The 23,494-nt window shown below is 66.3% G+C and carries 17 protein-coding genes and 1 tRNA gene; 10 read left to right on the top strand and 8 right to left on the bottom strand.

What is annotated here, in order from left to right:
* Nucleotides 1–231 precede the first annotated feature (231 nt).
* From J6525_RS04245 to J6525_RS04260, 4 genes are all read right to left on the bottom strand, one after another.
* A tRNA-Thr gene (locus J6525_RS04245) sits at nt 232–307 on the bottom strand.
* 108 nt (nt 308–415) lie between these two features.
* Nucleotides 416–2,194: a heme biosynthesis protein HemY gene (locus J6525_RS04250; RefSeq protein WP_225642299.1), complete on the bottom strand. Its 1,779-nt coding sequence runs from the start codon at nt 2,192–2,194 to the stop codon at nt 416–418.
* Between the two features lie 20 nt (nt 2,195–2,214).
* The gene (locus J6525_RS04255; protein ID WP_225642301.1) at nt 2,215–3,486 is read right to left on the bottom strand and encodes a COG4223 family protein; all 1,272 of its coding nucleotides are present in this window, start codon (nt 3,484–3,486) and stop codon (nt 2,215–2,217) included.
* 112 nt (nt 3,487–3,598) lie between these two features.
* Nucleotides 3,599–4,339 carry a uroporphyrinogen-III synthase gene (locus J6525_RS04260; RefSeq protein WP_028337397.1) on the bottom strand — a complete coding sequence of 247 codons (741 nt, stop codon included), beginning with the start codon at nt 4,337–4,339 and terminating at the stop codon, nt 3,599–3,601.
* Nucleotides 4,340–4,513: 174 nt separating this feature from the next.
* Here J6525_RS04260 and tsaD point away from each other — a divergent pair, with 174 nt between their 5' ends.
* The 4 genes from tsaD (at nt 4,514) to J6525_RS04280 (ending at nt 8,564) form a co-directional block, all read left to right on the top strand.
* On the top strand, nt 4,514–5,587 hold the full coding sequence (gene tsaD / locus J6525_RS04265; protein WP_225642585.1) for a tRNA (adenosine(37)-N6)-threonylcarbamoyltransferase complex transferase subunit TsaD: 1,074 nt from the start codon (nt 4,514–4,516) through the stop codon (nt 5,585–5,587).
* A gap of 188 nt (nt 5,588–5,775) precedes the next feature.
* Nucleotides 5,776–6,753: an NAD(P)H-dependent glycerol-3-phosphate dehydrogenase gene (locus J6525_RS04270; RefSeq protein ID WP_225642303.1), complete on the top strand. Its 978-nt coding sequence runs from the start codon at nt 5,776–5,778 to the stop codon at nt 6,751–6,753.
* 117 nt (nt 6,754–6,870) lie between these two features.
* Nucleotides 6,871–7,983 carry an alpha/beta hydrolase gene (locus J6525_RS04275; protein ID WP_225642305.1) on the top strand — a complete coding sequence of 371 codons (1,113 nt, stop codon included), beginning with the start codon at nt 6,871–6,873 and terminating at the stop codon, nt 7,981–7,983.
* Nucleotides 7,984–8,150: 167 nt separating this feature from the next.
* Nucleotides 8,151–8,564: an EVE domain-containing protein gene (locus tag J6525_RS04280; protein WP_225642306.1), complete on the top strand. Its 414-nt coding sequence runs from the start codon at nt 8,151–8,153 to the stop codon at nt 8,562–8,564.
* A 178-nt stretch (nt 8,565–8,742) separates the two neighbouring features.
* Here J6525_RS04280 and J6525_RS04285 read toward each other — a convergent pair whose 3' ends face one another.
* Nucleotides 8,743–9,921: a DNA topoisomerase IB gene (locus tag J6525_RS04285; protein WP_092087762.1), complete on the bottom strand. Its 1,179-nt coding sequence runs from the start codon at nt 9,919–9,921 to the stop codon at nt 8,743–8,745.
* A 772-nt stretch (nt 9,922–10,693) separates the two neighbouring features.
* Between J6525_RS04285 and acs the strand changes: the two genes are divergently transcribed.
* Together acs and J6525_RS04295 are read left to right on the top strand one after the other, a co-directional pair.
* The gene (gene acs, locus J6525_RS04290) at nt 10,694–12,646 is read left to right on the top strand and encodes an acetate--CoA ligase (RefSeq protein WP_092087871.1); all 1,953 of its coding nucleotides are present in this window, start codon (nt 10,694–10,696) and stop codon (nt 12,644–12,646) included.
* Between the two features lie 341 nt (nt 12,647–12,987).
* Nucleotides 12,988–13,515: a L,D-transpeptidase gene (locus tag J6525_RS04295; protein ID WP_028342054.1), complete on the top strand. Its 528-nt coding sequence runs from the start codon at nt 12,988–12,990 to the stop codon at nt 13,513–13,515.
* 79 nt (nt 13,516–13,594) lie between these two features.
* On the opposite strand, the gene J6525_RS04300 is transcribed toward J6525_RS04295, so the two are convergent.
* Nucleotides 13,595–14,191, bottom strand: coding sequence for a thermonuclease family protein (locus J6525_RS04300; protein ID WP_225642307.1), 597 nt, complete (start codon nt 14,189–14,191; stop codon nt 13,595–13,597).
* 40 nt (nt 14,192–14,231) lie between these two features.
* A complete protein-coding gene (locus J6525_RS04305; RefSeq protein ID WP_225642309.1) occupies nt 14,232–14,459 on the bottom strand; it encodes a DUF1674 domain-containing protein in 228 nt (75 codons plus the stop codon).
* Nucleotides 14,460–14,634: 175 nt separating this feature from the next.
* On the opposite strand from J6525_RS04305, the gene J6525_RS04310 reads away from it, so the two are divergent.
* The 3 genes from J6525_RS04310 to purH all read left to right on the top strand — a co-directional run bounded on the left by J6525_RS04310 (nt 14,635) and on the right by purH (nt 19,732).
* The gene (locus J6525_RS04310; protein ID WP_225642311.1) at nt 14,635–15,981 is read left to right on the top strand and encodes an RsmB/NOP family class I SAM-dependent RNA methyltransferase; all 1,347 of its coding nucleotides are present in this window, start codon (nt 14,635–14,637) and stop codon (nt 15,979–15,981) included.
* A 141-nt stretch (nt 15,982–16,122) separates the two neighbouring features.
* A complete protein-coding gene (locus J6525_RS04315; protein ID WP_225642313.1) occupies nt 16,123–17,874 on the top strand; it encodes a heparinase II/III family protein in 1,752 nt (583 codons plus the stop codon).
* A gap of 265 nt (nt 17,875–18,139) precedes the next feature.
* Nucleotides 18,140–19,732, top strand: coding sequence for a bifunctional phosphoribosylaminoimidazolecarboxamide formyltransferase/IMP cyclohydrolase (purH, locus tag J6525_RS04320; protein WP_225642315.1), 1,593 nt, complete (start codon nt 18,140–18,142; stop codon nt 19,730–19,732).
* Nucleotides 19,733–20,209: 477 nt separating this feature from the next.
* Here the strand turns inward: purH and J6525_RS04325 are convergent, their stop codons facing one another.
* The gene (locus J6525_RS04325; RefSeq protein ID WP_225642318.1) at nt 20,210–21,589 is read right to left on the bottom strand and encodes an MFS transporter; all 1,380 of its coding nucleotides are present in this window, start codon (nt 21,587–21,589) and stop codon (nt 20,210–20,212) included.
* Nucleotides 21,590–21,715: 126 nt separating this feature from the next.
* Here J6525_RS04325 and ggt point away from each other — a divergent pair, with 126 nt between their 5' ends.
* Nucleotides 21,716–23,461, top strand: coding sequence for a gamma-glutamyltransferase (gene ggt / locus J6525_RS04330; protein WP_225642320.1), 1,746 nt, complete (start codon nt 21,716–21,718; stop codon nt 23,459–23,461).
* Nucleotides 23,462–23,494: the final 33 nt, after the last annotated feature.

Consider the following 23,494-nt stretch of genomic DNA (forward strand, 5'->3'; position numbering starts at 1 on the left):
CTAGCAGCTAATGCCACATTCGGCGCTGTACTTCGCGTAGATAGCGGGCGTATCCACCTTCATTCACAACCCTGGGCAGCCGAGCGCTGAAGGCGGTTGCACAGGACATGCAGCTGAATGGCACATCCCAATCCTTGGATGCCCACCAGTCTTATCGCCCTCACTGAGCGCCAACACCCGGCGCACAAAAGGGCAAGGACAGCTAAATTATTGATTGATATACGGAAAAGCTGGTGCCGCAAGAGGGACTCGAACCCCCGACCCCGTCATTACGAATGACGTGCTCTACCAACTGAGCTATTGCGGCGAACCGTTCGGCAACGGCCGGATCACGCGGCCACCTGATATCGGGCATGACCCCGATTGGCAAGGAAAACGCGGTTATCGAACCACACTGCGGTTATCTAACCGCGAATTAGCTTCCCAAACGTGACAGAAATCCGCGCCAACCGCCCACCTGGGCCTTGGGCGGGCCGATTTGTTCCGCAAATTCGTCCACCGGGCCGTCCTCGTCGACCCCGGGATCGTCAGGGGCCCGGATGATCGGGATTACGGCCGGAATCGGCGCCGGCGCGGCCTTGGGCAGGTCGGCCCTCGACCGGAACAGGGGGGCAGGCGCCGGGGGCGCCGATTCGGCGGCCGGCGCGGGAGCCGGTTCCGGCGCGGCTGATACGGACGGGGCCGGGGCGGGCTCGGCCTCGATGGCCGCCGGCAGCGGGGCGTTATCCTGCACCGTCGGCGCGGCCGGCTCCAAGGGCTTGACCTCGACCGGCTTGACCTCGACTGGCTTCACCTCGACCGGCTCAACCGGCCTGACTTCAAGCTCGCTGGCGGCTTCCTTTGGCGGCTCGACCCGGCGCGGCGCCAGCATCGCCTCCTCGAAGGGCGAAGGCTCGATCGCATGGCCCTTGTCGGACGGCAGCGCCGCCACCGGGGTCTGCCACTGGAAGGCGTCGAGCCGGCCGGTGACCGGCGAGACCGGGCGCCAGCGGTCCGAGACATAGCCGTCGGCGGTCCACACCGGATCGTGCAGCGCGCGCACCGCGCGCAGGGTCCAGGCGCGCGCCCGGCCGCTGTCGCCATGCTCGGTGCGCTCGATCTCGGCCATCAACAGCGCGACGCGTTGCGTCGGCGCCGTGACAAACGGCTGCAGCGCCGCACGCGCCTTGGCGAACTCGGCGGCGTCGATCGCGGCGCGCGCGATCGCCAGCGCGCCCTCGATATGTCCAGGTTTTTTCGCCGCCAGCGTCTCGACGCGGACCAGGCGCTGACGCGCGGAATCGCCGAGCCGCACATGCGAATAGGCATCGGCGAGATCGGGATGCGGCTGCGCCAGCCACGCGGTCTCGACGATGCGCATCGCGCGACGCACCTGATGCGCCTCGCTCTCGAACTTCGCGGCGAGCACGGCGGCCGGGATCAGCGTCGGCGCCAGCTTGACCGCCTCCATCGCGCTCGAGCGCGACAGGTCGCGATCGACGGTCTCGAACTCCAGCGCGCGCGCCGTCAGCAGCACGCCGCGCTGCCGCCGATAGGTCGCCTTGTCGATCAATCCGGCGCTCTGGTTGTTGTCGATGATCGACAGCGCGCCGGCCCAATCGCCCTTGGCGCAGCAGAAGCCGAGCACCGCGTGCGAGGCCCATGACGACGACGGCGACATCTTCAGCGCTTCCTCGGCGATCATCACGGCCGCCACCGGATCGTCGGCGCGCTGCGCCTCGATGAACAGACCGCGCAATCCAAGCAGCCGCGTGTCCTCGCGCTCGGCCATGGCACGGAAGGCGCGTTGCGCGCCGTCGCGATCGCCGTCGAGCTGCGCCGATTGCGCGTGCAGCAGCAGCGCCAGCGGATCGCCTCCGGCATGGCGCCGCGCCACTTCGGCATGCGCGCGCGCCGCGGAGGAATCGCCATGCCCGATCGCAAGCAAGCCTTGCGTGATGGCGTGGCGGCCGCGGGCGTGACGCCGCTCGCGCCGGCCACGGCGGATGTGCGAGGGGATCTTCCAGAGCCCGCGCAGGATCACGCCGGCGACCATCGCGACGACGACGACGAGGCCGAGCAGGTACATCGGCTGCTTGGACGTGAAGCGCAAGCCGCCCCAATTCAGCACGAGATCGCCGGGCTGATCGGCCAACCAGGCCGCACCCGCTGCAGCGAGCGCGATCAGCAGCAGGAACAGAATGATCCGGATCATCAAAGACCTATTGCAAAGACTTACTGGTTGACCGTGGCGAGCGCCGCCATGGCGTTGTCGGCAAATTTACGCGACGCGTCGAGCGCGGCGCGGCGCGCGTCCACCTTGGCGAGCCAGGCTTGCGCCGCCGTGCGATCCGCCGGCGGCAGCGACTTCAGTTCACGCTCGGTCAATGCGAGGTCATTATGCAGGGCGGCCGATGTCACGCGCGCGACGATGCTGCCGCGATCGGTCCCCGTGCCGTCGGTCCGCTCGATCTGGATCAGCGTGGAGGCACCGGCCTTCAGACGATCGACCAGCCCGGCATTCGCCGCAGCAGCTTCCGGCGGAGGCGGCGCGAGTTTCGGCACGATCTCGATCAGCTCGCGGCACAGCGCGTTCGGGCTCGGCACGCCTGATCTCGCAAACGTCTCGAGCGGCTTCAGCACCTCGGCATCGTCAGACAGCGCCTTCGCGGCCTCGAGCGCGGAGGCATAGGGATCGCCGTGACGCACCGCGACGTCGAGCAGCGATGCCGCGACGACGCGGCGCAGCGGCACATCGTCGGCCTTCGCCTCGGCCTTGGTGTCGGCGATCTTGCCGTCCTGCCTCGCGATCGCCGCACCCTGCGCCTTCACCGCGCCCTCGACCTTGTCGATGCGCGCCGTGATGCCGGAGAGATCAGCCGCAGCCGCGCCATCGCGCGGCGCGGCTTTCGCGTCATTGACCGCCGCCGCAAGCCTGTCGGATTGCGCCCGCGTCGCGGCGAGCTCGGTGCGCAGCGCGGCGATCGATTTGTCGAGCGCCTCCAGCCGCGCCGTCGCCGCGGGATCGGCGGCCGCCGCGACCGGCCTGCCGGCCTTCGATTCCAGCGCGCTCAGGCGCGTGCCGAGCTCGTCGATGGCGGCACTGGGTTGCGGCGCCGAGACCGGCTGCACGACGGGCCAGCCGAGCAGCCAGCCAACCCCGATCACCAGCGCCGCGGCGACGGCACCCGACACCGGCGCCACCACCCAGGGCGAAACCGGCCGCGCCGGTTCGGCGTCCGGCGCCGCGGAGGCGGTCTCGGGCTGCGGCTCCGCTTGCGGTGCGGCGTCGCCTTGGGGCTCGGCCTCAGGCGTCGCCGCGTCCGCGGACGCCTTGCCGGCATCCTGGTCGGCCTCCTTGGCGACTTCCTTGGCGGCTTCCTCGGTCCCCCCCGCCTTCGACGGTTCGCTGGAGATTTCGGTCGCCTGAAGATCGATGGTCGGCGGCGCGCGCTTGGGCCGGGAATCCGGCGAAGATCCTGGGTCGTCTGGCCTTTCTTCAGCCATCGCGGGGGGTCCTCAAAACTACTGGCCGCATACTCTACCAGAATCGGCCCAGGTTCTTAGAGCATGATCCGAATAACCGAGCATTGCCTAACATCATGGTCAGACGAAAGAATTATTCCGGTCTCGGCCGCAGGGTGCGGCTGAGCGCCTCCAGCAGGGCATTTTCGTCCGGCCGCGCCGCCACCACCACCTTGGTCGCGCCGGCGTCATGGAGCACCGCGGCGACGGCCGCCGAGATGCAGCATTGCGGCAAGGCGAGCGCCGAAATCTCGATCCCGTCGGCGCGCACGGTGTCCAGAAAGGCCTGCGCGCTGCGGCGGGAATAATGCAGCACCGCGGTGATCCGGTTCGCCATGAAGGCGTCGCTGACTTCCCTCGGGAAGCCGGCCACCGGCGCCATCCGGTAGGTGGTGTGGGTGACGACGCTGAGCCCGCGCTCGCCGAGCTCGCCCGCAAGATCGCGCGACAGGTCGGCGCCGGCGAGATAGAGCAGCGTCGCCGATGCGTCGAGTTCGCCGGCCTTGACCCGTGCCAGCACGAGATTGCGCAGCGAGACTGCATCGCCCTTCGCCACGATCACCTTGTCGAAGCCCGCGGCGCGCGCCGCATCCGCGGTGTGCGCCCCGACCGCGAACAGCGGCAGCCGCAGCAAGCGGCTGGTCGCGAGATCGACCGCGCGCAGCGCGTTGGCGCTGGTCAGGATGACGGCATCATAATCCGCATCGTCGTCGCCGCGGAACGGCACCGGCTCGAAGCGCAGCACCGGTGCCGACAGGGCGTCAAAGCCGCGTTGGCGCAGCGTCGCGAGCGTCGCGTCATTGTCCGGATGCGGTCGTGTGACAAGGATTGTCAGGGTTTCAGGCTTCCAGCCGTATAAATTGGACGTTGGCGACCGATTGCACTTTAAGACCTCGCAATGCTACCCCGGAGCGGACATTTTGATGAGCATCATCTTGCCGGAAACCGGTTCCGGCCTGTCCGGATCATGCTCGTAGCACAAGGACCGAAATTGGGACACGAACCGCCGATGCTGGTGCTGGGGATCGAGACCACCTGCGATGAGACCGCGGCCGCCGTGGTCGAGCGCCAGGCTGACGGGCAGGCGAAAATCCTCTCCAACGTGGTGCGCTCGCAGACCGACGAGCACGCCCGCTTCGGCGGCGTGGTGCCGGAGATCGCGGCGCGCGCCCATGTCGACCTGCTCGACGGCATCGTCGCCACCGCGATGAAGGAGGCCGGCGTCGGCTACCGACAATTGTCGGCGGTCGCGGCAGCCGCGGGCCCCGGCCTGATCGGCGGCGTCATCGTCGGTCTCACCACCGCGAAGGCGATCGCGATGGTGCACGATACGCCCCTGATCGCGGTGAACCATCTCGAGGCGCACGCGCTGACGCCGCGGCTGACCTGCGCGCTGGCATTTCCCTATTGCCTGTTCCTGGCCTCGGGCGGACACACCCAGATCGTCGCCGTGGTCGGCGTCGGTGAATATGTGCGGCTTGGCACCACGGTCGACGACGCGATGGGCGAGGCGTTCGACAAGGTGGCGAAGATGCTGTCGCTGCCCTATCCCGGCGGACCGGAGGTCGAGCGCGCGGCCGCCGGCGGCGACCCGACGCGGTTTGCCTTTCCACGTCCGATGCTCGGCCGCGCGGACGCGAATTTCTCGCTGTCGGGACTGAAGACGGCGGTGCGCAATGAAGCGAGCCGGCTGGAGCCGCTCGAGCCGCAGGACGTCAGCGATCTCTGCGCGAGTTTCCAGGCCGCGGTGCTGGAATCGACCGCGGACCGCCTGAGCGTCGGCCTAAAGCTGTTTCAGGAGCGGTTCGGCACGCCGCGCGCGCTGGTCGCGGCGGGGGGCGTTGCCGCCAACCATGCGATCCGCAGCGCGCTGCAGGAGGTCGCGGCGAAGGCGCAGACCACGCTGATCATCCCGCCGCCGGCGCTCTGCACCGACAATGGCGCGATGATCGCCTGGGCCGGCGCCGAGCGGATGGCGCTTGGCCTCACCGACACGATGGAGGCGCCGCCGCGCGCGCGCTGGCTGCTCGACGCCAACGCCAAGGCGCCGGCCGGCTACGCCAACAGCCGCGCCGGATATTGAACAATGTACGACGGAGCGCGCATCAGGCACCGTCGCACCTCGCCCCGCTTGCGGGGAGAGGTCGGATTGCGCAGCAATCCGGGTGAGGGGGTACAGGTCTCGACACTCGGCTCGCTCGCGGATAAAGCCCCTCACCCCAACCCTCTCCCCGCAAGAGCGGGGAGAGGGAGCGAAGACAGGCCCGCCTGATGCCGGCGCATATGTCAGTGAGCGTGATCGGTGCCGGCGCCTGGGGCACGGCATTGGCCGATGTCGCGGCGCGCGCCGGGCGCAAGGTGACGCTGTATGCGCGCAATGCCGAGCATGCCGCGCAGATCCAGGCGACGCGGGTCAATCCAAGGCTGGCTGGTGTCCAGCTTCATCCCGGCATCGCCGTGACGTCGGATATCGCCGCCGCGGCCCGCGCCGACATCATCCTGGCCGTGACCCCGGCGCAGCATTTACGCGCGGCGGTCGGGCATCTTGCGCCGTATCTCAAACCCGACACGCCTGTCATCGCCTGCGCCAAGGGCATCGAGCACGGCACGCATAAATTCATGACCGAGGTGATCGCGGAAGCCGCGCCGCGCGCCGTCCCTGCGATCCTGTCGGGGCCGAGCTTTGCCGACGACGTGGCACGCGGATTGCCGACCGCCGTCACGCTGGCCACCAGGGACGAAGCGCTTGCACGCGCGCTGGTCCAGGCGCTCGGCTCGGCGACCTTCCGGCCCTATCACACCACCGACGTGCGCGGCGTCGAGATCGGCGGCGCGGCCAAGAACGTGCTGGCGATCGCCGCCGGCATCGTGGTCGGCAAGAATCTCGGCGCCTCCGCGCTCGCCGCACTGACCACGCGCGGCTTCAGCGAGCTCGCAAGATTGGGCCGCGCCTGCGGCGCCCGCGCCGAAACCCTTTCCGGCCTGTCGGGATTGGGCGATCTCCTGCTCAGCTGCTCGACCGCGCAATCGCGCAATTTCGCACTCGGCCTCGCGCTCGGCCGCGGCGAAGCCGCGCCGATCGGCAAGCTCGCCGAAGGCGCGTTCACCGCGCCGGTGCTGTGCGAGCTCGCCGCCGCGCATAAGGTCGACATGCCGGTGTCAAACGCGGTCGCCGCGATCCTGGGCGACCGGCTGACCATTGACGCCGCGATCGAAGGCCTGCTGACGCGGCCGTTCAAGGCGGAGTAACGCACGTCACGGTCGCGCGTGGCGGAGCTTCACCATCCGCGCACATCGTAATAGCGTGGCGGCGAACCGTCGGATCCCGGTCCAACAAATCGAAAAACGGATCCCAAGGGAAAACCCATGCGTCAACCGCATCGCGCCATCCTTTCGATCAGCCTCGCCGTCGCCCTCACCGCCTCATCCACTATCGCCCACGCCCAAACGGCCACGACCTACGACGACCTTGCCAAGAGCGAGGCCGCCGCCAATGCTGACAACGGCAAGCGGGTCGCGCCACTCAAATCGATCGGCAACCCAACCGCCGACGTGTCTACCGAGATGCAGGCGATGATCGGCGCGCCCTATCCGTCGCATTTCAATGCCGACCCCAAAACCCCGGCGGAATGGAAGGAGTTGATCGATCGCCGCGCCAAGCTTCTGATCGCGGGTATTCCGGCGCTGAAGGCGAAGCTCGGCGTCAAGGTCGAGGAAACCAAGCTTGCCGGCGTGCACTGCTACATCGTGACCCCGAACAAGATCGCGCTCGAGAACAGGCGACGCCTGCTGATCCACGTCCATGGCGGTGGTTACGTGTTCGGCCCCGGCGAAGCCGCGTTGCCGGAAGCCATCATGATGGCGGGCTTTGGCGGCTTCAAGGTCCTCTCGGTCGACTACCGGATGCCGCCGGACTTCCCCTATCCGGCCGCGATGGACGACGCGATGGCGGTCTGGAAGGAAGTTCTGAAATCGCACGAACACCGCCGGCTGGCGATCTTCGGCACCTCGACGGGCGGGGCGATAACGCTTGCGATGGTGTTGCGGGCGAAGGACGAGAAGCTGCCGCTGCCCGCCGCCATCGCGCCCGGCACGCCATGGTCCGATATCGACAAGATCGGCGACAGCTACGCGAGCAATGAGTGGGTCGACAATGTGCTGGTGACCTGGGACGGCTGGCTCGGCCGCGCGGCGAAGCTTTATGCAAACGGCACCAGCCTGAAGAATCCCTACATTTCGCCGATCTATGGTGACTTCAAGGGCTTCCCGCCGACCATCCTGACATCGGGCACGCGCGATCTGTTCCTCAGCAACACGGTTCGCACGCATCGCAAATTGCGCCGCGCCGGCGTGATCGCCGATCTCAATGTCTATGAGGGACAGTCGCACGCCCAGTACCAGTTCAACGTCGACGCGCCCGAGACGAAGGAGGCGTTCACCGACATCGCCAGGTTCTTCGATCGATATTTGAAACAGTGAGTGCTGCGCTTCTTGATTTGACGCGTTTTCTTCACGCGAACCGGCATCCATCCCGCATCAAGTGCGGGACAGGCTTCGCTTGAAAACGCTCTGGATCGGGTGCCCGCGCTTGTCGCGGGCATCCGCGTCGCTGTAGATTGCAGCGCAATCGAACGGGGTGAGTTGCGATGAATTACTGGCTGGTGAAATCCGAACCGTCGGTCTGGTCGTGGGACCATCAGGTCGCCAAGGGCGCGAAGGGCGAAGCCTGGACCGGCGTGCGCAACTTCACGGCACGGCAGAATCTCGTCAACATGAAGAAGGGCGACAAGGCGTTCTTCTATCATTCCAACGAGGGCAAGGAGATCGTCGGCATCGCCGAGATCATCAAGGAAGCCTATCCCGACCCGACCGACAAGACCGGCAAGTTCGTCTGCGTCGACATCAAGGCCGACAAGCCGCTGAAGACGCCGGTGACGATGGCCGCGATCAAGGCGGACAAGAAGCTCACCGAGATGGCGCTGGTGAAATATTCGCGGCTTTCGGTGCAGCCGGTCACCGCGGAGGAGTGGAAATACGTCTGCAAGATGGGCGGGCTGTGATGTCTCGGCCAACTCTACGTCGTCCCGGCGAAGGCCGGGACCCATAACCACAGGCGTGCATTGTTAGGGCGCGCTGTGGCCACAGCCCGTCTCAGCAATCAACATTTGGGGTAATGGGTCCCGGCCCCCGTGCGCAATTGCGCACTAGGCCGGGACGACGGCGGAGTTTGGAGCGAGCCTACGCCCCGGCCGCCATCACCACCTGCGCCAGCAATTGCTCGCGCTTGGACTGGGTGCGGTAGCCTCCCATCGTCGCGGCGAAGCGTTCGAGGATGCCGTCCTCGAAGGCGGTGACGATGGTGTCGTGGACATAGCTCTTGCGGCAGATCGCCGGCGTGTTGGACAGCTGGTCGGCGGCGGCACGGATCGCATCCAGCACCTGGCGCTTGCGGCCGCGCTGGCTGGTGGCCGGCGTGATCCGCGACAGCGATTCCACGACGACGGCCGACGCCATCAGGGTGCGGAAATCCTTCAGCGAGATCTTGATGCCGGCGATCTCGCGCAGGAACGCGTTCACCGCCGTGGTCGAGGCGGCCCGCACCACGCCGGAGCGGTCGTAATACTGAAACATGCGCTTGCCCGGGACGCCGCGCAGGATGCCGATCGCACGCACCAGCTTGGCCGCATCGCATTCCTTGCGCACGGCCTTGCCGCCCTTGGCCTTGAAGGTCAGCACCAGGGAATCGTCCTCAAGCGTGACGTTGGACTTCAAGAGCGTGGTGGCGCCACGGGTGCCGTTGAGGCGCGCATAGGATTCGTTGCCGGGCCGGATCGCGGTGCGTGCGATCAGCTCGATCACCGCCGACAGCGCGAACTCGCGCGTCGGCTCGTCTCCGGACAGAAACGCCGAGACCTTGCGCCGGATCTTCGGCAGCGCGGCCACCAGCTTGGCGAGGCGATGCGCCTTGCGCTGCTCGCGAACCTTCTCCCAGTCGGCGTGATAGCGATATTGCAGCCGGCCCGCGGCATCGCGGCCGACCGCCTGCAGATGCGAACTCGGATCGCTGGAATAGCGCACCTGGCGATAGGCCGGCGGGACCGCCATCGCGTGCAGCCGGCGGATCGTGCGCGCATCGCGGATCCGCGAGCCATTGGCACGAACGAATGAATAGGTCTTGCCGCGCTTGATGCGGCGGATGGTCAATTCGTTCTGGTCGCCGAGCCGCAGGCCCAGATCGCGCGCCAGTTCTTCAACCGTCGTTCTGATGGCAGCGGGCGCGTCGAGCTTGAGTTTTGCCGGCGGCTGCAGCCTGGCCCGCGGCGGCTTGGACGGCCACTGGCCCAGTGCCTTTGCCAAGGCGACAGCGGGATCGGCGGAAACGGGCCGCACAGCCGCGATATTCTGCTGATCCATCATTACTCTCGCAAGACGCCTTGTTCCGCTGTTCTCCCGGTAATGCCGTTGCTTCGGGCTTCGTTCCGGTGGGCCGTCTGGCCTCGGAAACGCGATTTAGGGCGTCGGGGCCGACATTGCGAGTCGCGAATCAGTTATTGACTGTATTAAATTACCTTTCATGGGTGCCATTCGCCCGCTAACGTTGATTTTGGGCTGCCCGGGATCGGACAAAATGACGCGAGCGCGGTGCCGGAAACCGGCGTTTGAACGCCCGGAGGTCCACCGCGGTCCCCCCAGATCAGGTCAGCGACCGTGCCCTTTCGCGCTCCGCTCTCGCCGGGGCGCGGCTCGAGCTCGGCAGCCACGGGCCGGTCCAACCGCTGGCCGCAATCAAGGATTATGCGGTCACGGACGTGTTGACGCAGCTCATCACCGCGGCGTCCGACAATTCGTTCAATTGTGCCTGAAGCCGTCCATCAAAATCGGCGTCAGCGCATCGTCGTCGCACGCGGCACCACTGCAGTGACGGCGAACGCGCAGAGAACGATACCACTACGACCAAGAGACCAGTGACCCCGAGCAAGCGATGGCGCATAGGTTTCTCTCGTCGATGCGTTGCGGTAAGCCGTCCTATCACAAGCGGAAGCCGGCGGACTATCCGGCGGCTTCAACGCGACGAAAGTGACAGTCCTTTTTCCTTGCCGGGCCGGAATGCGACAACGCATAATCGCGGCAATGATCAAGACGGCTTGCCGTCGCGTCGTTCGCGATCGGCAATGAGTGGAGGAAAATGATGTCCGAGAAGATCTATGACGTGTCGGCCGACTGGGCCAAGCGCGCCTATATCGATGACGCCAAATATCGCGAGATGTACGCGCACTCGGTCAAGGACCCGAACGGCTTCTGGGCCGAGCACGGCAAGCGGATCGACTGGATCAAGCCCTTCACCAAGGTCGAGAACGTCTCCTTCGCACCGGGCAACATCTCGATCAAATGGTTCGAGGATGGCGTGCTCAACGTCGCCTGGAACTGCATCGACCGCCATCTCGACAAGCGCGGCGACCAGACCGCGATCATCTGGGAGGGCGACGATCCCTCCGAATCCAAGCACATCACCTACCGCCAGCTGCACGACGAAGTCTGCAAGATGGCCAACATCCTGCGCACGCGGAACGTCAAGAAGGGCGATCGCGTCACGATCTATCTGCCGATGATTCCGGAAGCGGCCTACGCCATGCTGGCCTGCGCGCGGATCGGCGCCATCCATTCGGTGGTGTTCGGCGGTTTCTCGCCGGACAGCCTCGCGCAGCGCATCAAGGACTGCGACTCGAAGGTGGTGATTACCGCCGACGAGGGCCTGCGCGGCGGCAGGAAGGTGCCGCTGAAGGCCAATGTCGATGCCGCCATTGCCAAGACCGGCGGCGTCGATTGGGTCGTGGTGGTGAAGCGCACCGGCGGCAAGATCGACATGAACCCGACCCGCGACCTCTGGTATCACGAGGCCGCTGCCATGGTGACGACGGAATGCCCGGCCGAGCATATGCGCGCCGAGGACCCGCTGTTCATCCTCTACACCTCGGGCTCGACCGGAACGCCGAAGGGCGTGCTGCACACCTCGGCCGGCTATCTCGTGTTTGCGTCGATGACGCATCAATACGTGTTCGATTATCACGACGGCGACATCTACTGGTGCACCGCCGACGTCGGCTGGGTCACCGGCCACAGCTACATTCTCTACGGGCCGCTCTGTAACGGCGCGACCACGCTGATGTTCGAGGGCGTGCCGAACTATCCGGACAATTCGCGCTTCTGGAACGTGGTCGACAAGCACAAGGTCAACATCTTCTACACCGCGCCGACCGCGATCCGCGCGCTGATGCAGGGCGGCGACGAGCCGGTGAAGAAGACCTCGCGCAAATCGCTGCGCCTGCTCGGCTCGGTCGGCGAGCCGATCAATCCGGAAGCCTGGGAGTGGTATTACCGCGTGGTCGGCGACGACCGCTGCCCGATCGTCGACACCTGGTGGCAGACCGAGACCGGCGGCATCCTGATCACGCCGCTGCCCGGCGCGACGAAGCTGAAACCCGGTTCGGCGACACGGCCGTTCTTCGGCGTGGTGCCGGAGATCGTCGATGCCGACGGCAAGACGCTGGACGGCGAGACCTCGGGCAATCTCTGCCTGACCAGGTCATGGCCGGGCCAGATGCGCACGGTCTATGGCGACCATGCGCGGTTCGAGCAGACCTATTTCTCGACCTACAAGAACAAGTATTTCACCGGCGACGGCTGCCGGCGCGATGCCGACGGCTATTACTGGATCACCGGCCGCGTCGACGACGTCATCAACGTCTCCGGCCACCGCATGGGCACCGCCGAGGTCGAGAGCTCGCTGGTCGCGCATGAGGCGGTGTCGGAAGCCGCCGTCGTCGGCTACCCGCACGACATCAAGGGCCAGGGCATCTACGCCTATGTCACGCTGATGAAGGGCACCGAGCCGACCGAGGCGCTGCGCAAGGAGCTGGTTGCCTGGGTCCGCAAGGACATCGGCCCGATCGCCTCGCCGGACCTGATCCAGTTCGCGCCCGGCCTGCCCAAGACCCGCTCCGGCAAGATCATGCGCCGCATCCTGCGCAAGATCGCCGAGGACGAGTCGTCGAGCCTCGGCGACACCTCGACCTTGGCCGATCCGGCGGTGGTCGACGACCTCGTGCAGAACCGTCAGAACAAGAAGGGCGCGCCGGCGTAAGGCCAGCAGCAGCAAGGATCAGAAGACCAAAGAAGGGCCGCGCGCGATCACCGCCGCGGCCCTTCCCGTTTCCTGCTGCAACGGGCGCTTCACGGGATTGTCAGAGGCATGGCGCGATTGAGGCGCGTTTGTGGCCAAGTGTTGTTTCCAGGTCATTTACTTTAATCCGAACTTTTCATTCTCTCCCGCCATCAGGACGTGTCTTGCGGCCGGTGTGAAACCACCCGGTTAACACACGCAGTTAATGTTGCGTGCGTGAGACCGGCAGGCCCGGTTTTTCAAGGGCTCTGCATTTTCGTTTTTGGCTTCCTTGCGGGAGCTGTTGGGAAGTGGAGAGGTTGATGTCGATGAAGTTTGCGGTGGCGCTGGCTGCCACAGCTGCTGTTACCCTTGGTGCTGTTGTCTTGACGTCGCAGGCGGCCGAAGCCCGGCCGGAAATGGTGGGAATACACGCCGACAACTATGAGCCAGGCACCATCGTGGTGAAGACCAACGAACGGCGGCTCTACCTCATTCTCGATTCCGGCCACGCGATGCGTTACCCGGTCGGTGTCGGCAAGTCCGGCAAGCAGTGGGCCGGCACCACGAAGATCGACGGCAAATATCGCAACCCCGCCTGGTCGCCGCCCGCCGAGGTCAAGCGCGACAAGCCGAGCATCCCGAACGTGATCGCCGGCGGCTCGCCGCATAACCCGATGGGCGTCGCTGCGATGACGCTGGCCGGCGGTGAATATGCGATCCACGGCACCAACGTGCCGGGCTCGGTTGGCGGCTTCGTCTCCTACGGCTGCATCCGCATGCTCAACACCGACATCACCGATCTCTATTCGCGCGTCGAGATCGGCACGACGGTCGTCGTCACCCGCTGATCAGGCAGGACGCTTCGCCGATAGAAAAGCCGCGCAACTGCGCGGCTTTGGTTTGCCCGGTCCGGTTTGACGCTGTCGTCTAGCGTGCGAAATACCCGCACCAGCCGAACCGGTGGCCGCCGGCGTAGGCGCGGGCATGGCCTGCGGCGAGCAGCGCGGCCGAGACGTTGTCGGTCTTCCTGGTCGCGACGTCGGCGACGACACGGCCCTGATACTTGTCGGGACCGACATTGTAGATCGCGACGTCGCCCTGGCCGAGCAGGTCGCGCAGCGCCACCGTTGCCGCTTGCGCCATTTGCAGTTCGCGCGCACAGGACGCCTTCAGCTCCGGCGCATCGATGCCGCGCAGCCGGACTCGCGTGTACAGATCCGGGCCCGGCGAGAAATGCACCCGCGCCTCGAACGTATCGCCGTCGATCGTCCTGATCACATCAACGTTGTGCCTGATGTCGGGCGCGCCGGCCCGCTGCCAGATGATATCGGTGTCGCGCGACCTGCCGAGCGACCAGGTCGGCGGCAAATGCACCCATTGCCGGATCGGCAATGTGCTGCCGACGGCAATGCCGAGCACGAACACCCATGGCAGCGCCGCCGAGACGCGGCGGCCCCAAGGTGATCTTCGGAAGGGCGGACGTCCCGTCCCCCGATAAGCATTTATTCTTTCGTATGGGGACATTTTCCCAGACTGGCGCGAGTCGAGCCGTCAGGCAAGGCTCTCAGAAGTCCGAGGCGATGCCCTTGGTCTCCCAATCGCCGTAACGCGTCGGTTCCGGCCCCTTCGGACCCTGGAACTCCTTCGGCCGCGCCGCCGCGTTCTGCGCGGACGCCTCCTCGGCAGCCTTGCGCCGCGCCGCGGCCTCGGCGAGCGCGCGTTGCGCGGCCGGCGTCAGCGGCTTGCGCGGCGCGGCCTCCAGCGGCGATGACAACGGCGATTTATCAGACATGGCAAAACTTTCTGCCTGCGGATTCCGTATCTCTGTGCTGGCTCAGTGACGACATCACGATCACGAAATCCCGCAAGGCGATTCTTACATTTGGCATATTCGCATGCCAGAGGTGGTATGGAGTTGATGGGCATGAGCCGAATGTAACTCAGCACCTTCGAGATATCTCCGCTTCATGCCTCCTTCAAGATTTGCAGTACCTGCCGAAGTCCCCGGTCTCGCGGCTCGCCGCATCGCGGCCGACATCCTCGATGGCGTGCTGCACAAGCACCGCACGCTCGACGACCAGCTCGACGGCGCCGGCGCGCATCCCGGCCTGAAATCGCTCGCCGATCGCGACCGTGCGCTGATGCGCCGGCTGGTGTCGACCATCTTGCGCAAGCTCGGCACGCTCGGCCATCTGCTGTCGCGCCTGCTCGATCGCGGCATCCCGACCGATGCGCCGCGCGCGCAGAGCGCGCTCCTGATCGGCGCGGCACAGATTCTCTGGATGGACGTGCCCGACCATGCCGCGGTCGATCTCTCGGTGCGGCTGGTGCAGTCCGACCGGCGCGCCGCGAAATATGCCGGGCTCGTCAACGCCGTGCTGCGCCGCTGCGCGCGCGAGGGCCAGGGCCTGATCGACGAGATCAGCATGCAGACCCTGGACCTGCCGCCATGGATGCTGGCGCGCTGGAACGCGCACTACGGCGAAGCTACCGCGCGCGACATGGCGCTTGCGCTCGGCCACGAGCCGTCGCTCGATCTGACGGTGAAGTCGGACGCGGCGCAATGGGCGGCCCGCCTGCACGGCGAGACGCTGCCGACGGGAACCGTGCGCACGCTGCTGCAGGGTTCCGTCACGATGCTCCCCGGCTTTGCCGAAGGCCAGTGGTGGGTGCAGGACGCCGCCGCCGCGCTGCCGGTGCGGCTGTTCGGCGACATCAAGGACAAGGCGGTCGCGGATCTCTGCGCCGCGCCCGGCGGCAAGACCGCCCAGCTCGCGCTGGCCGGCGCGCAGGTCACCGCGGTCGACCGCTCGCCGGCGCGCGTGGCGCGGCTGCGCGACAATCTCACGCGTCTGGCCTTGCAGGCCGAGACCGTTGTCGCCGACGCCGCCGAATGGCCCGCCGAGGCCGCAAGCTTCGACGGTATCCTGGTCGATGCGCCCTGCAGCTCGACGGGAACCATCCGCCGTCATCCCGACGTCGCCTGGCTGCGGCAGGAAGGCGACATCGCCGCGCTGTCGGCGCTGCAGAAGCGGCTGTTGCAAAAAGCCGCCAATCTGCTGAAGCCCGGCGGCACGCTGGTCTACTGCACCTGCTCGCTGGAGCCGGAGGAAGGCGAGCACGCGATTGCCGCGCTGCTGGCGAGCGAATCAGGCCTGCGCCGTGCGCCGGTCGAGAAGAGCGAGGTCGCCGGCCTCGACGACATCATCACCGCCGACGGCGATCTGCGCACTTTGCCGAGCCATTTGCCCAACGCCGACCCGCGGCTGGGCGGGCTGGATGGCTTTTACGCCGCCCGGCTGGTTAAATCCTGATTTTAAACTTCAGTCCTCTAAGCTCGAAGTGATTCGTGCGGTATCAAGAGGGTGTCTGGGCAGGTTTCTTGGCAGGTGTCTTGGCCGCGTTTCCGGATTAAATAAGGATTCGTTGAAAATTCCCTCCCCGCAAGGTTAGGCGTGTCGGTCGCTCAAAGCAGACGCATCTCGACGCTGATTGCTGGCCGCTTTGCCCGCAGCATGCTCGCACGCGCCAGCGGGAGCACGATTGCGCTGTCGCGGCTCTGGCCCGGCCGCACCGACCGGCTGGTCATCGCCCCGCACGATCTGCGGACCGCCGACGCCACCCGCGCGGCCGAGATCTATGCCGGACGATTCGTCTTCGCCGGCAAGATCGTCACCTGCCACGGCCGCTCGATCTTCGATCTCGAGCCGCCGTCGGAGGATTGGGAAGCCGCCCTGCTCGGCTTCGGCTGGCTGCGCCATCTGCGCGCCGCCGACACCGCGCTGACCCGCGCCAACGCCCGTTCGCTGGTCGACGACTGGATCTCCAACCAGGCCCGCAAGCGACCGCTGGAGCGCCGCGCCGATGTGCGCGCGCGGCGGGTGATCTCGCTGCTGTCGCAGGCACCACTGGTGCTCGGCGACACCGACGGAAAATTCTACCGCAAATATCTGCGCGGGCTGGCGCGCGAGATCCGCTATCTGCGCCACGCGACGCTCGACAATGACGGCGTTCCGCGCCTGCAGGTCTTGATCGCGCTGTGCTACGCCTCGCTCTGTCTCGCCAACCAGGCGCGCAACATCAAAGCGGCGACGCGCAAGCTGTCCGACGAATTGCAGCGCCAGATCCTGCCCGATGGCGGCCACATCTCGCGCAATCCCGGCGCGCTGGTCGAGCTGCTCAGCGATCTCCTGCCGCTGCGGCAGACCTTTGCCGCACGGAATATCGCGCCGCCGCCGGCGCTGCTCAACGCCATCGACCGCATGATGCCGATGCTGCGCTTTTTCCGGCACGGCGACGGCAGCTTCGCGCTGTTCAACGGCATGAGCACCGCGCCGTCCGATCTCGTCGCGACGCTGCTCGCCTATGACGACACCCGCGGCGTGCCGATGGCGAGCATGCCGCATACCGGCTTTCAGCGGCTCGATGCCGGCAACACCGCCTTGATCATCGATACCGGCCCGCCGCCGCCGGCCAGCGTCAGCCAGGACGCGCATGCCGGCTGCCTGTCGTTCGAGCTCTCCTCCGGGGTGAGCCGCATTGTCGTCAATTGCGGCATGCCGAGCACCGGCCGCGACAATTGGCGGCCGTTCGCGCGCTCCACCGCGGCGCATTCGACGCTGACCTATCGCGATACGTCGTCATGCCAGTTCGTCGAGCTGTCGGCGATGAAGCGACTGCTCCGCGGCGCGCCCATCACCAGCGGGCCCAGCAATGTCGAGAGTTACCGCGAAGCCGTTCCCGACGGCGACGTGCTGACCGCCTCGCATGACGGCTATCTCTCGCGCTTCGGCGTGATCCACCGCCGTGTGCTGATGGTCTCGCAGGACGGCACGCGGCTTGAGGGCGAAGATTCGCTGTCGCCGACGCCGGGCGGCCGCATCAAGGGCAGCGACGCCGATTTCGCGCTGCGCTTCCATTTGCATCCCTCGGTGAAGGCGAGCCGGCTGTCGGATGCCCGCGGCGTGATGCTGGTGCTGCCCAACCGCGACGTCTGGACCTTCGAGGCGATGGACGACAAGGTCGATCTCGAGGACAGCGTGTTCCTGGCCGGCAATGACGGCCCGCGCCGCACCTCCCAGATCGTGATCCGGCAGGACGCGAGGCAGGCCGGCACCATCCGCTGGAGCTTCGTGCGCTCCTCGACCTCGGCCTCCGCCACCAACGCGCGCCGCAACGCCCGCCGCGAGCCGGAACTGCCGCTGTAGGCGGCGGAACGTGCGTTCCGCATGCAGGCCGTGCCAGACCCGTCATCCTGAGGTGCGAGCCTCTTCGGCGAGCCTCGAAGGATCGACGGCCACCAGCCGGGCCGTGCATCCTTCGAGGCTCGCTCCGCTCGCACCTCAGGATGACGGGGAGACAGGATTTCAACCCAATCCATCCGGAATTTCAGGGGAATCGACCTCGGAGACCGGTTTCGTACGGCACAAAACCATGCTACCCGGCTGCCTTAACAGCCAGGGATTTTCCGATATGACCGAGCAGCTTCGCCGCGTGACCCGCGCTCTGTTGTCCGTTTCCGACAAGACCGGACTGATCGATTTCGCCAAGGCGCTGGCCGACCATGGCGTCGAGCTGGTCTCGACCGGCGGCACCGCCAAGGCGATCGCGGCGGCGGGGCTGAAGGTCAAGGACGTCTCCGAGCTCACTGGCTTCCCGGAGATGATGGATGGCCGGGTCAAGACGCTGCACCCGAAGGTGCATGGCGGCCTGCTCGCGATCCGCGACAACAAGGAACACGCCGCGGCGATGGCCTCGCACGGCATCGCGCCGATCGATCTTCTGGTCGTCAACCTCTATCCGTTCGAGGCCACCGTCGACAAAGGCGCCGGCTTCGAAGAGTGCATCGAGAATATCGACATCGGCGGTCCCGCGATGATCCGCGCCGCGGCCAAGAACCATGACGACGTCGCCGTGGTGGTCGAGGCGAACGATTATCAGGCTGTGCTCGACGAGCTCGCCGCGCACAAGGGCGCGACCTCGCTTCAGTTGCGCCGGCGGCTCGCCGCCAAGGCCTATGCGCGCACGGCGGCCTATGACGCCGCGATCTCGAACTGGTTTGCCGTGCAGCTCGATACCAAGGCGCCGGATTTCCGCGCCTTCGGCGGCAAGCTGATCCAGTCGCTGCGCTATGGCGAGAACCCGCACCAGACCGCGGCGTTCTATGCCACGCCGGAGAAGCGGCCGGGCGTTGCGACGGCACGCCAGCTGCAGGGCAAGGAACTGTCCTACAACAACATCAACGACACCGACGCGGCCTATGAATGCGTCGGCGAGTTCGATCCGCAGCGCACCGCGGCGTGTGTGATCGTCAAGCACGCCAATCCGTGCGGCGTTGCCGAGGGACCCGATCTCGCCACCGCCTATGCCCGCGCGCTGGCCTGCGACTCCACCTCGGCCTATGGCGGCATCATCGCGGTCAATCGCCCGCTCGATGCGGACGCCGCGCGCGCCATCATCGGCATCTTCACCGAGGTGATCATCGCGCCCGACGCGACCGAGGAGGCGATCTCGATCATCGCCGGCCGGCGCAATCTGCGCCTGCTGCTCGCCGGCGGCCTGCCGAACGCGCGCGCGGTCGGCCTCACCGCCAAGACCGTCGCCGGCGGCCTCTTGGTGCAGAGCCGCGACAATGCCGTGGTCGAGGACATGAACCTGAAGGTCGCGACCAAGCGCGCGCCGACCGACGCCGAGCTGCGCGATCTCAAATTCGCCTTCCGCGTCGCCAAGCACGTCAAGTCGAACACCATCATCTACGCCAAGGACCTCGCCACCGTCGGCATCGGCGCCGGCCAGATGAGCCGAGTCGATTCCGCGCGCATCGCCGCGCGCAAGGCGCTGGATGCGGCCGCCGAGCTGAAGCTCGCCGAGCCCCTGACCAAGGGTTCGGTGGTCGCCTCCGACGCCTTCTTCCCGTTCGCCGACGGCATGCTGGCCTGCATCGAGGCCGGCGCCACCGCGGTGATCCAGCCCGGCGGCTCGATGCGCGACGACGAGGTGATCAAGGCCGCCGACGAGCACGGCATCGCCATGGTGTTCACCGGCGTGCGGCATTTCCGGCATTGAGTACGACCTGTAGCCCGGATGGAGCGTAGCGAAATCCGGGGCGGTTTCTCCGCGGACCAAAGACCCCGGATTGCGCTCCGCTCCATCCGGGCTACGAGTTTGGCCGGGACGACAGGTGCGATTTACTTCCGGCACTAGAGCAACCTGTCGTCCCTGCGAAAGCACTAGGGCATTTACACATCTCTTCGAGGCTAGAAAACCGACTCATCATCAAGGGGTTAGCTACTAGGCGAGAGCCGAAATCGGCGGGCGCAACCCTAGTGCAGATGAGTAAGTTCTCTGCGGTTTTCGGCCAACTCTTTGAGAAGACTCCGGAAAGACTGCGGAGGATATGTATATACGCTAGTGCGAAAGCAGGGACCCATAACCACAGGCGTGTATTGTTGGAACGAGTTGGGGCTCCAGCGCCGCACAACATGAGCAGCGGTGGTTATGGGTCCCGGCTCGCGCTTCGCTTGGCCGGGACGACGGCGGTTGTTATTCCCGCACCTTCGCCAGCAGCGCCAGTCCCGCCACGAAGAACGCCACCAGCACCGCCATGCCGGCCTTCTGGCTCGCGGTCGCCGCGGTGATCGCGCCGATCAGGAGCGGGCCGATGAACGACGTCACCTTGCCGGTGAGCGCGAACAAGCCAAAATACTGCGCGATGCGGTCCTTCGGCGCGAGGCGGATCAGGAGCGAGCGCGAGGCGGCCTGCAGCGGCGCACCGGTGGCGCCGATCAGGCAGCCCAGCACGATGTAGGCGCGCTCGGCGGCGCCCGCGAACAACGGACCGCCAGGCACCGGCGGCGCGACCTGGATGAACAGGATGGAATCCTTGTTTACGGTGAGGATCACGACGATCGCAAACAGCAGGATCACGAGGCTGCCGGTGATCACGCGCTTCGGTCCGAATGCATCATCGAGCTTGCCGCCGATCCAGCCGCCGAACGTGCCGGCCACCGCGAGGATGATGCCGAAGGTGCCGATCCGGATCGTGTCCCAGCCGAACGTGCCGGCGGCATAGATGCCGCCGAACGCAAACAGCGAGACCAGCCCGTCGGTGTAGATCATGTTCGCCAGCAGGAAGCGCGCCAGTGACTTCTGCTTCGGCAGGCTCGACAACGATTCCTTGAGCTCGCGCAGGCCTTCGCCGAGCGCCGCGCGCATCGGGCGCTTCGCCGGATAGTCCGGCGTGAACAGGAACATCGGCGTCACGAAGATGATGAACCAGAGCCCGGTCAGCGGACCGGTGATGCGGTCGCCTTCATGCATGGCGGGATCGAGACCGAACAGCGGCGTGAAGCCGAACAGCGTGCGGCCGGTCTCGGCATTGGCAGCGAGGAAGCCGAGCACGAGAACAAGACTCAGGATGCCCCCGACATACCCGGTGGCCCAGCCGGTGCCTGACAGCCGCCCGATCCTGTCGGGCGGCACCAGGGTCGGCATCATCGCATTGTTGAACACGGTCGCGAACTCGACGCCGACGCTCGCAATCGCATAGGCGAGCAGCAGCGCCGGGATGATGCCGGGATTGCCGGGCTTGCCGATCCACATTGCGCTGGCGCCGATCACGAGCAGCGCGCCGAAGCCCGCGATCCACGGCTTGCGCCGACCGCTGGCATCGGCGATTGCACCTAGCACCGGCGACAGCAGCGCGATCGCAAGCCCCGCGGCCGCAGTGGCAAAACCCCACAGCGCCTGGCCGCTCGCGGCATCAGGCGCGACGAAGCTCGCGAAATAAGGCGCGAACACGAAGGTCGTGATCAGCGTGAAATAAGGCTGCGCGGCCCAATCGAAGAAGATCCAGCTGATGACGGCGGCGCGGCCAGGATAGACCTTGGTGGTGGCCTTCGCGTCACCGGCGTCCGTCTGCATTGTTGCCGTCATCGCGAAAGATATTCCCCAACTCGAACCAAAGGCAGGCTTTTGCCGCTCCGATCCGCTCCCATATAGCATGGGCCGGTTTGACCGATACGGCGATGAACAGGGCAGGACATTTCGATGGCGCTGACGGCAACGATGTCGCGACGGCTGTTTGCCGCTCTCCTGGTGATCGGTATCGCGACGCCGGCCCTCGGCCAGGTCCAACGCCGCTTCTATGAACCTTCAGCCGCGGACACGATTCGCAGCATTCGCGCCGAAAACGGCATGGTGGTGGCGCAGGAGAGGCTGGCCGCGCAAATTGGCGCCGACATCCTGCGACAGGGCGGCAATGCGGTCGACGCCGCGGTCGCCACCGGCTTTGCGATGGCAGTGACCTATCCGCGCGCCGGCAATATCGGCGGCGGCGGTTTCATGGTGATCCATCTTGCCGGACGTAATGAGGATGTCGCGATCGACTATCGCGAGACTGCGCCGCAGGCCGCTACCCGCGACATGTTCCTGAACGCCGACGGCAAGCCCGATCCCGACAAGTCGCGCAACTCCGCGCTCGCGATCGGCGTGCCCGGCACGGTCGCGGGCCTTGCGCTGGCGCTCGAGAAATACGGCTCCGGCAAATTCACGCTGGCGCAGATCCTCAAGCCCGCGATCGATCTCGCGCGTGACGGCTTCATCGTCACCGACGACACATCGGACACGCTGAACGACATGTATCGCCGCATGTCGCGCTGGCCGAATTCGGCCAAAACATTCTCGCACGCCGACGGCACGCCGCTGCGCGAGGGCGACCGGCTGATCCAGGGCGACCTCGCCGGCGTATTGACTGATATTGCCGAACAGGGCCCGCGCGGCTTCTACCAAGGCGCCGTCGCCGAGAAGCTCGTCAACGGCATCAAGAATGCCGGCGGCATCTTCACGCTCGAGGATCTGAAATCCTACCAGCCGGTGATCCGCACGCCGATCCGCGGCAGCTATCGCGGCTACGACATCGTCTCGATGCCGCAACCGTCCTCCGGCGGCGTCGTGCTGCTGGAGATCCTCAACATCCTCGAAGGCTTTCCGATGTCCGACATGAAGCAGGGCTCGGCCGCCTCGCTGCATGTGATGATCGAGGCGATGAAGCGGGCTTATGCCGATCGCGCGCGCTATCTCGGCGATCCCGCCTTCGTCGACGCGCCGACGCAATTGCTGATCAACAAGGACTATGCCGCCAAACAGCGCGCGACCATCGATCTTCCCCGCGCCACGCCCTGGACCGATGTGCGCAACGCCAAGCAACCGCACGAGGGCGACAACACCACGCATTATTCGGTCGTCGATGCCGGCGGCAACGCGGTCAGCAACACCTATACGCTGAACTTCCCCTACGGCGTCGGCCTCGTCGCCGATGGCACCGGCGTGCTGCTCAACAACGAGCTCGACGATTTCACCGCCGCGCCCGGCGCCTCCAACGCTTTCGGCCTGGTCGGCTTCGAGGCCAATCTGCCGGGACCCGGCAAGCGACCGCTGTCGTCGATGTCGCCGACCATCGTGCTGAAGGACGGCAAGCCGGTGCTGGTGACGGGCTCGCCCGGCGGCAGCCGCATCATCTCCGCGGTCACGCAGATCATCGTCGACGTGATCGACTACAAGATGGACATCGCGGCCGCGGTCGCCGCGCCCCGCATGCACCACCAATGGCTGCCCGACGAGGTCCGGATCGAGCGCGGTTTTCCCGACGCGGTGCTGACCGAGCTGAAGGCCAAGGGCCACAAGCTGGTCGAGCCGCTCGGCTACTCCTCCGCGAACTCGATCCTCGTCACGACCAACGGTCTGCTCGGCGCGCCGGATCCGCGCACGCGCGGCTCGGAGGCCGCGGGGTACTAGAGCTTGATCCGGAAAAGTGCGTAGCGGTTTTCC

The sequence above is a fragment of the Bradyrhizobium australafricanum genome (assembly GCF_020329495.1).
Classification (GTDB): domain Bacteria; phylum Pseudomonadota; class Alphaproteobacteria; order Rhizobiales; family Xanthobacteraceae; genus Bradyrhizobium; species Bradyrhizobium australafricanum.